The following is a 15,732-nucleotide window of genomic DNA, read 5'->3' as shown; positions in this document are numbered from 1 at the left end:
TTTTACTCTTTTCTACCCTTTGTATTAATTTATAATGTTTAGTATTTATGAGAGTTTCCCTATCATTTGTAATTATACCTCTATTAATTATTTCATGTGTGGGTAAATCCGAACCATCGCCTAAAATTAATTTTCAACGGTTAAAGTTGGAAGAAACAGGTATAGAATTTAACAACAAATTGCACTACAATGAGGATTTTAACATATTCTTATATAGGAGTTTTTATAACGGTGCAGGAGTAGGGATGGGTGATTTTAATAATGATGGACTTCAAGATATATTCTTTTGTGGAAATCAAGTTGATAATAAGCTATACCTTAATTTGGGAGATTTCAAGTTTAAAGATATTACTGAGGCCGCTGGTTTGGTTAGTTCGGGTTCTTGGAGTACAGGTGTAAGTATAGTTGATGTTAATGCCGATGGGTGGCTGGATATTTATGTTTGTAAAAGTGGAAACCCAAAAACTAAAAACAGAAGAAATGAATTGTTTATAAACTCTGGTCGATTGGATGCCAATGGAGTTCCCAGGTTTTTAAATGAAGCAGCAGAATGGGGTATTGATGATTTGGGTCTTTCGGTGAATGCCACCTTTTTTGATTTTGACCGTGATGGCGATCTCGATATTTACTTACTAAATAATTCAATTACTCCTACGGAGATTGTGTTAGATGCCAAAAAAGGACTTAGAAATATTTATGATGAACAAGGAGGTAACAAGCTTTATGAAAACATCGGGAATAAATATATAGATATTACTAAAGGTGCTGGAATTTATGGCAGTGCTATAGGATTTGGTCTGGGTTTGTCAATAGGTGATGTTAATAAGGATGGCTGGGATGATATTTATGTTGCCAACGATTTTTTTGAAAAGGATTATCTATACTATAACAATAAAGACGGAACTTTTACTGAAGCCCTGGAACAGTCTATGAATGAAATAAGTCAGGGTTCTATGGGAGTGGATATTGCCGATTTGAACAACGACGGACTTCCTGAAATATTTGTAACCGAGATGTTGCCTTATGGAAATGAAAGATTGAAGACTAAAATTCATTTTGATAGTTGGGACACCTACATGTTAAGGTTGAAAAATGGTTATTACCGTCAATTTCCACGAAATACATTGCAACTTAACCAAGGATTAAAGCCCTTTGATAGTTTGGCTACATTTACTGAAGTGTCGAGATTTAGTAATACGGCTGCATCTGAATGGAGTTGGGGTGTACATATATTGGATTTAGATAACGATCTGCAAAAAGAGATATTCGTAACGAATGGTATTGTTAAGGATCTATTTGATCAAGATTATGTGGATTTTTATAGCGATCCTATAAAGTTAAACATGATTTATAAGGAAAAAGGTGCTGTTATTAAAGAATTGGTCGATAACCTTCCCTCAGTGCCCATTTCAAATCATCTCTATGAAATGGATGAAAATATGCATTTTACAGAGGTAGCCAAAAATTGGGGTCTAGCGGATCCGTCGTTCTCGACAGGAGCTGCTTTTGGGGATTTAGATAATGATGGTGATTTGGATTTAGTAATTAACAACCTTGAGGGAGAGCCGTTTATTTATAAGAATAATATAGATAAAGACAAGAACTATATAAACATAACATTAAAAGATAATACAAAGAACACCATGGCTATTGGAAGTAAGGTTACTGTTTATGTTGGCCAAAAAACCATATTTCAGGAATCTATGCCAGTACGGGGAACAATGTCAACCATGGACAATCGATTAAGTTTTGGATTAGGTGATTACCCAATAATAGATTCCATACAAATTCAATGGCCTCAAGGAGAGGTGTCAAAATTATATAATATTGCTTCCAACCAGTTTTTAACTATAGATAAATCGGAGGTAAAAGTAAAAGAGACATCAAATAAAAAGGAAAGTAAGCTGCCATTATATACTGATGTAACCAATAATATCAATATTGATCACTTAAATGAAGAAAATGACTATCTAGATTTTAACAGGGATCAACTTAGATACAGTTCCATTGCTACAGAAGGCCCAAAATTAGCAGTAGGTGATGTGAACCAAGATGGTAAGTTGGATTTATTTGTATGTGGAGCAGCTAATAGTCCTAGTGCCCTTTTCCTTTCCGAAGGTAATAATAGTTTTAAAAAAATCAATCAAGGATTATTTGAGCTTGACAAATTATCTGAAGACACCAATGCGATTTTTGTTGACATAGATTCCGATGATGACCTTGATCTTTTGGTTTCAAGTGGCGGTTACCAATATCCTTCTAGTTCATATGCCCTTGCGAATCGCATTTATATTAATGACGGTTCTGGAAATTTCAAAAAATCATCTCAATCAATTCCCTCATCATACTTAAGCAATACCTCTTGTATTGTTCCTGCTGACATAGATTTGGATGGTGATATGGATTTATTTATTGGCAACAGGGCAGTCCCACTGAATTATGGGTTGCCAGACAGTAGCTTTATGCTTATCAATGATGGGACTGGAAAATTCACCGATAAAACATCTGATATAGTACCGGGTTTCAAAGATTTAGGTTTGGTGACTAGTGCTAAATGGTTTGATTATGATAATGACGATGACCTTGATTTGATAGTGGTAGGCGAGTGGATGTCTTTACATCTTTATGAAAATGTTAACGGGAAATTAAAAGATATTTCAGAAGAAGTAGGTCTAGATAAGACTAAAGGCCTTTGGAATTCAGTAGAGGTAAGTGATTTGGACGGTGATGGTTATGTAGACATCGTGGCCGGTAATTTAGGTGAGAATTCATTTTTTAAGGGCAATGAACTTTATCCTGTTACATTATTAATAAACGATTTCGATGGAAACGGGGAAATAGATCATATTTATTGCTCCTATGAAGATGGCAAATTGTATCCCATGGCAACTAAAAAGGATATTTCAAAACAAATGCCCTATTTGCTTAAACGGTATCTTAAACACACTGATTATAGCAATCAAACAATTCAAGATATTTTTACAAATGACCAACTTTCGAAAAGTATAAAACTGACGGCTAATCAAATGGCATCTTCGGTTTTTTGGAATAATAAAAATCAATTTACTGAAAGTAAATTGCCTTATGAAGCTCAATTATCTCCAATATACGCAATACTTCTTGAAGATATTGATGAGGACGGAATAGAAGATATTTTATTAGGGGGCAATTTGTATACAGTAAAACCTCAAATGGGAATATATGCCGGGTCTCAAGGTGCTTTTTTAAAAGGCAAGGGGGGTAGGACCTTTGAAACCATGGCATATAGTAAATCTGGATTATATTTTAATGGCGAAGTGCGGGATATTAAGCTATTACCAATTGAAAAAAACAAGAGTTTAATTTTAGTAGCAAGAAATAACGATGATATTGAAATATTTGAGAAATCGCATTAAGTACCGTAACATACTTTTTTTGGCTTTTGGAACTATTATGTTACTTGAAAGCTGTAATCGTAAACAATCATTGGATGAAATTATCATTCATGAGAAGGAAAGAGGTGTTAAGTATGACAGTCTATTTCACGGTTTGTATTTTGGAATGAAAATGAAAAGCTTTTATGATCATTGTTTTGATATGAACCAAAAAGGGTTATTCTTTCAAAACGGATTTAATCTTGAGGTTATTATAAAATATGAGAAGGAGTTTAGTGCTCCTGTCGATTTCGTTTTTTTTCCTAAGGGACCCTATCAAACAATAGAAAAAATAGAAGGTAGTTTTATGTTTCAACACTGGACACCTTTTACCAAAGAACATAGTGCTGCGGTACTTTTAGAAGAGGTAATAGATAAAATGCAGGAGTGGTATCCTGGTCGGGATTTTATCCAAATAGATGACCCGAACGATTTGTGGCCCTATGCTTATGCCAAAGTAGATGGTAATCGTAAAATAGTACTGTATAGATCGTTCGATGACCAAAAAGTCCATGCCGTTTTTGAGAACTTAGATGAAAAATTTCCGATTGTACAGGCCAATAAATAAACATGTTTTTTATAGGAGCAGCCTCGGAAAAAATGTAGTGAGACATGGGTTAGGTTGCTTTTAATAGACCAAACTAAAATTTATTATAAACTATTGAACAATAAATAGCACTTGAATAGGTAAGTACAATTGGTACTAATTAATGCCAGCATCGCCCATGATTTTACCAACATTGAACCTGGGAAATTTGTAATGACTTAAGCTGGTAGTTGTGACACTATTTATGGAGCATATTTATATAGGAAATAGAAAAAGTTTTTTCAATCGAAAACGATGCATGGCTATGGTTGGATGCTTCAAGTTGAAAATTGGGATTTACAAGTTTTCAATTTTGATGGCTAAAATATTTTAATTGGTGACAAGGAATAATGACGCACCTAAGTTTAAGAAATTAATACAATAATGAGAAACAACATATTTAATACATTTTTTATTCTTAGCCTAATAGTTGTGATAAGCAATTTTGTTTCGTGCAGTTCTAAGGATAAAACTCATTATAGTGAATTAAGTTCGAAAAAAACAGGTATCGATTTTATTAATAAATTGGAAGAATCGGAGACATTTAATATAATGGATTATTTATACTTCTATAACGGCGGGGGGGTTGCTGCTGGTGATATTAATAATGATGGATTATTGGATCTTTTCTTCACCTCCAATCAAAACGAAGAAAAACTTTATCTGAACCAAGGTGATTTAAAATTTAAAGATATTACGAAGTCTGCAGAAATAGCAGGAGAATCGGGAACCAACAAGTGGACAACAAGTGCCACCATGGTCGACATAAACGCAGATGGTTATTTGGATATTTATGTTTGCGAGGTAAATGGTTATTTGCATTTAAAAGGAAGAAATAGACTTTACATAAATAATGGTGATCTTACCTTCACCGAAAGAGCTGCCGAATATGGTTTAGATCTTGCAACCTACTCACAGCAAGCCGCTTTTTTTGATGCGGATAGTGACGGTGATTTAGATTTGTTTTTACTAAATCATGCTGTTCACACACCTAATTCCTATAAAAACGCGGAAATTAGAAAAATAAAGGACAGTCTTGCGGGTGATTTATTTTTTATAAATAAGAATGGCAAGTTTATAGAATCTACCGAGGAATCTGGGATTTATAGTGGTTCAACCGGATATGGGCTATCAGTTAGTATAGCCGATATTAACAATGATACATTTCCCGATATATACGTGGGCAACGATTTTCATGAGAATGATTATCTATATTATAATAATGGTGATGGAACCTTTGAGGAAGCAATAAAGGAATCTACCAAGCATAACAGCACTTTTACAATGGGGATTGATATTTCCGATTTAAATAACGATGGCTGGCTGGATATATTTTCTTTAGATATGAAACCTAATGATGAAATAGTGTTTAAGCGCTCAGCAGGTATAGATCCTTATAATATATACAACTATAAGTTGGATTTCGGTTATCATTACCAATATGCCCGGAACATGCTTCAATTAAATAGAGGACACCTTTTAGACAGCACAAAAGTTGCCTTTAGTGAACTGGGTGAGCTAAAAGGGCTTTCAGCAACGGATTGGAGTTGGAATGTTTCTATTGCCGATATGAATAACGATGGTTTTAAGGATATTTTCATAACCAACGGCATTCCAAGAAGACCAAACGATTTGGATTTTACCAAATACACATCGGATAAAGTCAGTAAAGATAGTGTATCCGTTTTAGAAGGATTAGATCAAATGCCTTCCGGTTTGGTCTCAAATTATGTGTTTCAAAATAATAATGGAATATTTCTGAATAAAACCGAAGATTGGGGTTTGGAAAAAGTAGGTTGTTCCAACGGAGCTTTGATCTTGGATTTGGATAATGATGGGGATTTAGATATTGTAATCAACAACCTAAATGCACCCGCATTGGTGTATGAAAGCCATATTTCAGATTCTATTCAAAATGGCTTTCTAAAAGTAAAACTTTTAGGGGACACTCAAAATAGAAACGGTATTGGAACCAGGGTAACCCTTTATTCTAAAGAACAAATTCAAGTTCAAGAGAACAAATTAACCTCTGGATGGTTATCTAGTCAAAATAGTAATACCCTTCTATTTGGATTGGGCAACAATTCCCAATTAGATTCCTTAAAAATATTATGGTCTAATGGAGAGCAGCAAGTGATAAATAATGTTGGGACAAATTCTATTATTGAGGCTGAACAAGCAAAAGCAGAACCTTATTTAAATCCGGAAGGATCGTTGGAGATTCCATACTTCGAAGACATAACCCAGGTATCCGGAATTGAATTTAAGCATGTTGAAAATGACTATAAAGATTTCGATACTGAAAAATTGATTCCTTATTTAATTTCTGCGGAAGGTCCAAAACTTGCAGTTTCTGACGTTAATGGTGATGGATTGGACGATTTTTATATCGGGGGAGCAAAAGGCCAAGCTGGGAAACTTTATGTACAACAAGCTACAGAAAATACCATTTTCAAAGAAAAGGAAACGCCAATTTTCAACGAACACTGGGTTTATGAAGACACAAGTGCAGTTTTCTTTGATGTGGATGGGGATAGCGACCAAGATTTGTATGTGGTAAGTGGAGGCGGTCAACGCTTTCAAGGGGAGGTTTTAAGGGATAGGCTATATTTAAATGATGGAAAAGGTAATTTTTCTTATTCTGAAGACAGCCAACTTCCCAATACAGAGTTCAATGGCTCCTGTGCCATTCCCTTTGATGCCAATAATGATGGATTTTTGGATTTATTTGTAGGTAATAGGTCATATCCAGGTTCTTATGGACTGCCTGCAGCCAGTAAATTCTATTTAAATGATGGAAAAGGTAATTTTAGCGATAAATCCATTGCACTTCTTGAAAATAGGGGAAGTATCGGAATGGTTACCGATGCCAGCTGGAATGAAAGTAGAAAGGAACTAATCATTGTTGGCGATTGGATGCCTGTTACAATCTACAGTTTTAAAGACGGAAATATAGTAAGGACACAAATAAAAAATTCTTCAGGCTGGTGGAATTGTGTTGAATTATCAGATCTCGACAAGGATGGCAATAAGGAAATACTATTGGGCAATTTAGGTCTAAATTCCAATTTACGGGTTTCTGAAGTAAATCCGATTGATTTATATGTTCACGATTTTGATGGTAACCTGAGTTCAGATCCCATAATGTCATATTATAAAAATAATAAGCGTTGGCCGTATCCCAATCTGGATTTACTGGCCGAACAAATAGTTGGAGTTAAGCGAGTATATCGAACTTACGAAAAATATGCCACAAGTTCTTTTTCAGAAATTTTTCCGGATGAACAACTTATAAAAGGATACCATGCTCAAGTGCAAACATTAGCTTCCAGTATATTACACTTGAAAGATGATATTTATGTCATAAGCGAACTCCCTGAATCTTTACAATATGCACCCATAAAAGCCTTTGCAATTAATGATTTTAATAGCGATGGAGATGTAGATGTTGTTAGTGCTGGTAATTTTTATGGGTATCAACCAAGTATGGGTAGATTGGATGCCTCCTATGGAGATTTTTTAACTCTAGAAAATGAAAACGAATTTAATATAGTGCCTTTTGAAAAAACGGGTTTTGTGGTTGACGGAGAAGTACGGGATATTAAAATCCTTAAAGGCGTAAATGGCAAAAAAATGATGCTTGTAAGCAGAAATGACAATAAAACAAAGCTCTTTTCTTTTGGCGATAAGAAATAGGCAATTGTATTGATAGTTAAAGATGGGTAGTCTTTTTATGGTTGGCCTCATGGGCACTTATGAAATAGTAACAAAATAAGCCCAGCCAGATAATTGAACTCGGAGGTTGCGAATAATGCTTAAACATTTTTGGATGGATTAAATAGAATTCCAGTTGTAAGGGTTCCAAATTGGGAAGTATGTGCAAAATATCAATTTGGAACCCAAAAAAAAGGAGTAAACACTTCAATATAACTAATTGATAATGGGGGAACAACAATTGGAAATTATTTTGATGGTGTTAAAATTTTGATCGACTCTAACGATGTTGAATCCGTCACCTTAAAGAGCTTTAGAAGCAAAAGACATTGCTATGCGGTGTTCTAATTACATTAAAAAGTTAACTGCCAAAACTGACAAATTTATTTTAAATTTTTATTATGAAAAAAATAGCCTTTATCCTTCTTTATGTAATTCTTTCTATATCCTGCAATAAAAGTGATAAAGAAAAGCCAGTTGAAAAAGAAGGGACATTAAATACTGTTTACTTACAAAATAGACAACCGTTAAAGCCAAACCCTTATTTGGAACTTCCTTTGGGAACAATAAAACCAAAAAGTTGGCTGAAAGAGCAACTTCAAGTAATGGCAGCGGGTATGACAGGAAATCTGGATGAGTTATACCCGGAAGTGGTTGGTCCCAGAAATGGCTGGCTCGGGGGTGATGGGGACGGTTGGGAACGTGGACCATATTGGATAGATGGATTGCTCCCATTGGCATACATTTTAGGGGATGGGAAACTGAAGCAAAAGGTTAAGCCATGGATTGAATGGACAATCAATAACCAAACAGACGATGGCTATATTGGGCCTATCCCATTTGAAACAGAACCGGAGCACGAAGAAGGTTTACAACGTGGGAAGCGTAAGGATTGGTGGCCGAAAATGGTAATGCTTAAAATATTACAGCAATATTACAATGCAACTCAAGATCCAAGAGTAATTGAAACTTTGACAAAGTATTTTAAATATCAGTTAAAAGAACTGCCCAATAGGCCACTGGATGATCTGACTCTATGGGCAAATAGAAGAGGGGGTGATAATTTACAAGTTGTTTATTGGCTTTATAATATAACAGGTGATGATTTTTTGTTGGATTTAGGAGAGATTATTCAAAAGCAAACTTTTCCTTGGACCAAGGTGTTTTTAAATGAAGAAAATTATAATGATCCTATTACACCATGGCATTATACTAAACTTAAACGATATCCATTTGATACCATAGAAATTAATAACCTAACAGTTTCTAAGATAGGTGGTATGCACACCGTTAATTTTGCACAGGGTTTAAAACAGCCTATTATATATTATCAAAACAACCCAGATGAAAAATATATTATAGCCGTAAAAAAAGCACTAAAGGATATTAAAAAATATCATGGACAACCACAGGGAATGTATGGTGGAGATGAACCTTTACACGGCCCAAATCCTGTTCAAGGTGTTGAGTTTTGCTCAATATCAGAAGAAATGTTTTCCTTGGAAAGTGTTTTGAAAATAACTGGAGATATGGAATTCGCTGATTTATTGGAAAAAATAACATACAATGCCTTACCTGCCCAGGCGACGGATGATTATTCGGCAAGACAATATTTTCAGGCTGCTAATCAAATAGAATTAAGTGATCGCTTAGAAACTTCATTTCAAACCAATTCCCATAAAGGTACCGATTTTGTCTTTGGGGTAGTTTCGGGATATCCATGTTGCACGACCAATATGCATCAATCTTGGCCAAAGTTCGTCCAAAATCTTTTTTATGCTACTCCAGATAATGGTGTAGCGGCATTCTTGTATGCGCCAAGCACTGTTTCTTTAAAAGTAGGTGATGGGGCAAATTTGAAGATTAATGAAACTACAGGGTTTCCATTTCGGGAAAGTGTCAATTTTGAATTTGAATTGGATTCTGAGGCCACATTCCCATTCCACTTGAGAATTCCGTCATGGACTACTGATCAATCAATAACAATTAATGGAGAAACAATTGAAGTTGAAGTAAAAGATCGAATTGCCATTATAAACCGCAAGTGGAAAAATGGAGATAGAATAACTTTAAATATGCCAATGGAGCTGAAAGTATCTAAATGGTATGAGTTTTCTTCTACAGTAGAAAGAGGGCCACTGGTTTATTCATTGAAAATACGAGATGAGAAAAGAAAAAAAAATAGAGGCGACATTTATAAGGATTTTTATGAGGTTTTTGCAATGGACGATTGGAATTATGGATTAATACAGTCCGAGTTGGATAATATATCTGAAGCTGCGGAAATTATAGAAAAGCCTTGGGAGGGGAGTTATCCTTGGAATTTGGAAAATGCCCCTCTTGAAATAAAACTTACTGGAGTAAAAGTTCCGGAATGGAAGGAGATAAATGGGGCGCCAGTATTTCCCGGTTTTTGGGATGGCTATTATTGGGATGGCAATTATGGCGGGGATATTAAGCGGGAAGAAATCACCTTAGTGCCCTATGGTTGTACAACCTTGCGAATTACAGAGTTTCCAACATATAATATTAAGTAATAAAAATTTAATATAACTGAAAACCCAATATTTGATACCACATGAAAAAAAAATTCATTTCTAGTTACAAACGTAAAATATTTTTTTTCTTAAATATGGTATTATTTCTTCAGGGTTCCTATTCCCAGACTGAGGCAAAGGGAACGATCCTCAAGTTTACCGACTTTATTCATTATTTTAAGGAGTTTAATGATAAGGATAATGAGCTCTACATACAATATGTTCCCAATAAACAGGCTATTTCGTTTTTAGAAGGGAACATTCCTTTGTTGGATATTCCCGATAGTATAATCCAACAAACATATTATTTTAGATGGTGGACCTTTAGAAAACACCTTAAACAAACTGCTAAAGGATTCGTAATTACAGAATTCTTGCCAGAAGTACCTTGGTCGGGAAAATATAATACAATCAATTGTCCTGCTGCCTATCATATTTATGAAGGACGTTGGCTACACGATGACATATACATAAAAGACTATATCAAGTATTGGCTATCTGAAGCGGACAATGTTAGAAAGTATAGCTTTTGGGCAGCAAATTCTATTGCAGCTTTCATCAAAGTACAAAAGGATACAATTTTTTTGAAAAGGTACCTTCCTGCCCTAATTGATAATTATTATGCATGGGAAAATGAACATCGGGATGCCCCCGATCGTCTTTTTTGGCAAAGCGATAATTATGACGGCATGGAGTTGAGCGCAGGAGGACGCGTTTTAAATAATGGGGAAGACGATTGGAATACCATTGCATCCAGACCTACAATCAATAGTTACATGTATGCAGATGCAAGTGCGATATCTGAACTTGCTAATTATCTAAAGGAACCGGAATGGTCGCAAGAATTTAAAAGGAAAGCTGGACAAATTAAGGGACTCGTGGAGGGTAGGCTTTGGAACGATTCTTTGAGCTTTTTCACCTTGCTTCCAAGGGATTATGAGGATGATGACCAACCTATTGATATACGTGAACTAATTGGATATACACCATGGTATTTCAATTTACCGGAGGACGACCCTAAATATATTAAGGCATGGAATAAAATACTTGATACCACAGGTTTTGCCGCTCCCTTTGGACTTACTACAACAGAGCGTTCGCATCCTTATTTTGAGATTAAATATGAAGGACACGAATGTCAGTGGAACGGCCCTTCTTGGCCATTTGCTACGACCCAAGTCCTAAAAAGCTTTTCAAATTTTTTAAACAATTATAAATATAATGGTAACCTAACAAAACATGATTATTACCAATTGCTAAAGCAATACGCCAAGTCCCATAGAATTACTTGGGAAAATGGTGAATCACAAATGTGGATCGATGAAAATATTAACCCATTTACAGGTGATTGGATTTCGCGTACCCGATTAAAGACTTGGGATAATAATACTTGGTCTAGTAAAAAGGGAGGCGAGGAGAGAGGAAAGGACTATAATCATTCCGGGTTCTGTGATTTGATAATTAATGATTTGATTGGGTTTAAACCTCAGTTGGACGGCAGTATTGTAATTAAACCATTGGTTCCTGACAATTGGGACTGGTTTTGCCTGGACAATGTTTATTATCAGGGAAAGATCCTTACTGTCTTATGGGATAAAACCGGTAACCATTACAAAAGAGGGGAAGGTTTTCAAGTGTTCTATAATGGTAATAGAATATTCAAATCAGAAATTGTGGAGGAGGTTTCATTGAAAATATGATTGGTTATAAATGGTACCAAGATTCCCTTGCCATTTAAGTTGAGACTTGAAACAGAGGTGTAAAAAATGAAATAGTTGTAAAACAAAAAGAGCATTTCGTTATTCCATTAAGGTAGATGGTAAAGCAAATTAAGTGTTGTATAAAAAAGTAATTGGAAATGTGCTACGCTTGGAAATGGAAATATCAGATTAATCGGCAGAATTAAACGAATGGCAAATAAAATAATTAGTAAAATGATGAAAAAGTATCTTATATACATAATAATTCTATTGAGTTTTTCAAGCATCCAAGCTCAAAGAAACTCCCATTACATAACCAATCAAGAACCATTGGTAGCACAACCGTATACGGCATTGCCACTAGGTAACATCAAGGCAAAAGGATGGTTGCAGAATATGCTTGAAATTCAGAGGGATGGACTTACTGGGAATCTTGATGAAATTTATGAGGTGGTAGCTGGCGATAACAATGGTTGGCTTGGGGGTACTGGTGATAGTTGGGAAAGAGGACCGTATTGGGTAGATGGTCTTACTCCATTGGCCTATTTGTTAGAAGATGAAAAGCTAAAGGAAAAAGTTAAGAAGTGGGTAGATTGGAGTATTGAAAACCAGAGGGATACAGGTTACTTCGGACCTATACCAATTTCAGAGGATACGCCTAGAATAAAGGGGACACAGCAAACAATGAGTGAGGACTGGTGGCCTAAAATGGTAATGCTTAAAGTATTCCAACAGTATTATACAGCTACATTGGATGATCGGGTTTTAACTTTAATGGATAACTATTTTAGATATCAATTAAAAGAATTACCAAGTACCCCTTTGGATAAATATACATACTGGGCAGGTAGACGAGGTGGAGACAATCTGCAAATAGTATATTGGCTATATAATATTACTAAAGAGCCATACTTGTTGGAATTAGGTAAATTGATTCATGAACAAACCTATAATTGGACGGAAATTTTCTCAGGTACTAAATTAATGCAATCTAATCCATATGTTGATCTACATTGTGTAAATGTTGCCCAAGGGCTTAAAGAACCCGTTATTTATTACCAGCAAAGTAAGGATTCTTTACATTTAAACGCTCCATTAAAAGGATTGGAATCGCTACGGGCAGGACATGGTTTTGCAAATGGCATGTATGGCGGTGACGAGGCCTTACATGGCAACGATCCCACTCAAGGTTCGGAGTTTTGTTCTGCCGTGGAAATTATGTATTCTTTTGAAAGTATGTTGCCCATTACCGGCAATACCTATTATGCTGATTATTTAGAAAAAATTGCATATAACGTTTTGCCTACGCAACATGATGATTCTTTCATGAATAAGCAATATTTTCAGCAACCAAATCAAATTAAAGTAACCCACGAATATCGCAATTTCGATTGTGAGTACGGAGGTAGCAGCACATTGTTCGGCACTACAACAGGGTACCCCTGTTGCGTATCCAACATGCATCAAGGTTGGCCAAAACTAGTACAGAATTTATTTTACGCCACAGCCAATAATGGCATTGCGGCTTTGGTTTATGCGCCCTCTTCGGCAACAATTAAAGTAGGTAACGGTATTCAGGTTGAAATAGAGGAAAGCACAAATTATCCGTTTGAAGATACCGTTGAATTCACTGTTAATCCTGATAAAAATGTGAGTTTTGATTTTGAGTTTAGAGTTCCAAAATGGTGTTCCGATCCTAGAATTACCATAAATGGAGAAAATATGGATTTTGCGGTTACCGATAACAAGGTTTTATTTAAAAGGACATGGAAAAAAGGAGATAAGGTTGTTTTAAGATTTCCCATGGAAGTGAGAACTTCACGTTGGTACGAACGTTCTATTGCCATAGAAAGAGGGCCTCTTTTATACGCTTTAAAAATTGATGAGGACTGGGTTGAAAAGAAGGAAGATACATGGAAAGATCCGTTTTTTGAAGTACTACCCAAATCACCTTGGAATTATGGACTACCTAGAAAAACTTTAGAAGAAAGTGATTTTATAGTTGAGTTTAAAGGAAAAGTTTCCAATATGCCATGGAATATTGAAAATGCACCAATTTCTATTTACACCATTGGGAAATTGGTGCCTCATTGGAAAGAATATAATGGTAATACAGGGAAACTCCCGGAATCTCCACATCCGCACCGCGAATTAGGTACGGAAGATGTGAAAATAGAGTTGATTCCCTATGGCTGTACAACCCTTAGGGTTTCTCAGTTTCCTGAGGTGGATATATACAAAAAATATAACTAATAGCATTTTTATGAAAGTACGTTTAGTACCGTCATTTCTATTGTTGGTCATTTGTCCGTATGGTGTTTTATCCCAAGATCAAAATAAATCGGTCATTAATACAAAACCAAACATCATCTATGTAATGGCAGATCAACTCCGTCACGATATGATGGGGTATACTGGCAACTATAAAGCCATTACTCCAAACTTGGATAAAATGGCGGCAGAGGGATTGAATTTTAAAAATTGTGTATCGGTTACGCCAGTTTGCTCAGCACATAGGGCATCCTTAATAACAGGAAAATACTCAACTAGTACCGGGATGGTAACAAATGAAATTCGTATGAACCCGAACCATAAGACTATGGCCCATGTGCTTACGGAAAATGGTTATGAAACCGGTTATATAGGTAAATGGCATATGTGGTCCAATATTGCAGGACATCACGGGGAGTTTGAAACTTCATATGTCCCACCTGGGCCATACAGAATGGGATTTGATGGTTATTGGGCTGCATATAATTTTAATCATTCCAATTATAAAGGTTATTATTATGAAGATACTCGGGTAAGAAAAACTTATGATAAGGCGTACGAGCCTGAAGCGCAGTTTGATATGGCGATGGATTTTATCGAGAACAAATCTAAAAACAAGGCACCTTTTGCCATATTCTTAAATATTGGGGTACCCCATGACCCTTGGGTAAAATCAAATGTTCCCGAAGAGTTCTATAACCTGTTTAAGGATGTGGAATTCAAGTTGCCAGATAATTGGGAGGATACACCAGATCCCTATATGGACAGAAATACTAACCCTGAAGAGTGGCTGAACTATTGGAAAGAAAATATTCCAGAGCAACAAAGGGTTTATTATGCAATGGTTGCAAGCATAGATGTTTATATGGGGCGTCTAATGAAAAAATTAAAAGCACTTGACATTGATGAGGAGACGATAGTGATTTTTTCTTCAGATCATGGTGAAATGTTCGGTGAAAATGGTCGCGTGTTTAAATTGACATTTTACGAAAGTGCGGCACGTATTCCCTTATTATTTAGATGGCCCGGTAAAATTCCGGCAGGTTTAGAGTCGGAGGCAACCATAAATACGCCGGATTTAATGCCGACTATATTAAGTTTGGCAGGTTTGCCTTCTCCTAGTTCGGTGGAAGGTATGGATTTAAGTGCAACGTGTTTAGGTATAGTTGGAAAAGAACCGGAATATGCTTTTTTACAAGGAATGGGGCACACCTATTTGTGGAAAGATGGTCATGAATGGCGAGCAGTGAGAGATAAACGTTTTACTTATGCTAAATATCTAAAAGATGGTAAGGAGCTGCTTTTTGATAATCTTCAAGACCCGCAACAGACAAAAAATTTGGTTAATAATTCATTTTATGCAGAAATACACAAAAAAATGAAAGGTCGCATGTTACATAAGATGAAGGAACTAAAGGACGAGTTTAGGGTCATGTCCTGGTACAAGGATAATTGGATAGATGAGCATAGAAATATTATAAGATCTGCAAATGGAAACTTTTAAAACAAAA

Annotated in this window: 7 protein-coding genes; all 7 read left to right on the top strand. The window is 35.7% G+C overall.

The window, feature by feature from the left end; all coding sequences use genetic code 11:
- Positions 1-98: 98 nt before the first annotated feature.
- The 7 genes from C7972_RS19920 (at position 99) to C7972_RS19890 (ending at position 15,725) form a co-directional block, all read left to right on the top strand.
- On the top strand, positions 99-3,395 hold the full coding sequence (locus tag C7972_RS19920) for a VCBS repeat-containing protein (protein ID WP_181422949.1): 3,297 nt from the start codon (positions 99-101) through the stop codon (positions 3,393-3,395).
- Positions 3,379-3,981: a hypothetical protein gene (locus tag C7972_RS19915; protein ID WP_146216357.1), complete on the top strand. Its 603-nt coding sequence runs from the start codon at positions 3,379-3,381 to the stop codon at positions 3,979-3,981. Before C7972_RS19920 ends, C7972_RS19915 begins: the two co-directional genes overlap by 17 nt.
- A gap of 402 nt (positions 3,982-4,383) precedes the next feature.
- The gene (locus C7972_RS19910; protein ID WP_110357925.1) at positions 4,384-7,695 is read left to right on the top strand and encodes an FG-GAP-like repeat-containing protein; all 3,312 of its coding nucleotides are present in this window, start codon (positions 4,384-4,386) and stop codon (positions 7,693-7,695) included.
- A 419-nt stretch (positions 7,696-8,114) separates the two neighbouring features.
- A complete protein-coding gene (locus C7972_RS19905; RefSeq protein ID WP_110357924.1) occupies positions 8,115-10,250 on the top strand; it encodes a beta-L-arabinofuranosidase domain-containing protein in 2,136 nt (711 codons plus the stop codon).
- A gap of 41 nt (positions 10,251-10,291) precedes the next feature.
- Positions 10,292-11,950 carry a glycosyl hydrolase family 65 protein gene (locus C7972_RS19900; RefSeq protein ID WP_110357923.1) on the top strand — a complete coding sequence of 553 codons (1,659 nt, stop codon included), beginning with the start codon at positions 10,292-10,294 and terminating at the stop codon, positions 11,948-11,950.
- Positions 11,951-12,160: 210 nt separating this feature from the next.
- Entirely contained in the window at positions 12,161-14,203 is a 2,043-nt protein-coding gene (locus C7972_RS19895; protein WP_220020929.1) for a beta-L-arabinofuranosidase domain-containing protein, read from the top strand.
- A gap of 10 nt (positions 14,204-14,213) precedes the next feature.
- Entirely contained in the window at positions 14,214-15,725 is a 1,512-nt protein-coding gene (locus C7972_RS19890) for a sulfatase (RefSeq protein ID WP_110357922.1), read from the top strand.
- The last annotated feature ends 7 nt before the right edge of the window (positions 15,726-15,732 follow it).

This window comes from Arenibacter sp. ARW7G5Y1, assembly GCF_003201775.1.
Classification (GTDB): Bacteria; Bacteroidota; Bacteroidia; order Flavobacteriales; family Flavobacteriaceae; genus Arenibacter.
The sequence above is the reverse complement of the archived record's forward strand: the minus strand, read 5'-3'. Positions and strand labels throughout refer to the sequence as shown.

What these genes read in the sequence shown, in the direction of transcription:
- C7972_RS19910 (WP_110357925.1), top strand. Translation starts at nt 4,384, where the DNA reads ATGAGAAACAACATATTTAATACATTTTTTATTCTTAGCCTAATAGTT.
- C7972_RS19905 (WP_110357924.1), top strand. Translation starts at nt 8,115, where the DNA reads ATGAAAAAAATAGCCTTTATCCTTCTTTATGTAATTCTTTCTATATCC.
- C7972_RS19900 (WP_110357923.1), top strand. Translation starts at nt 10,292, where the DNA reads ATGAAAAAAAAATTCATTTCTAGTTACAAACGTAAAATATTTTTTTTC.
- C7972_RS19895 (WP_220020929.1), top strand. Translation starts at nt 12,161, where the DNA reads ATGGCAAATAAAATAATTAGTAAAATGATGAAAAAGTATCTTATATAC.
- C7972_RS19890 (WP_110357922.1), top strand. Translation starts at nt 14,214, where the DNA reads ATGAAAGTACGTTTAGTACCGTCATTTCTATTGTTGGTCATTTGTCCG.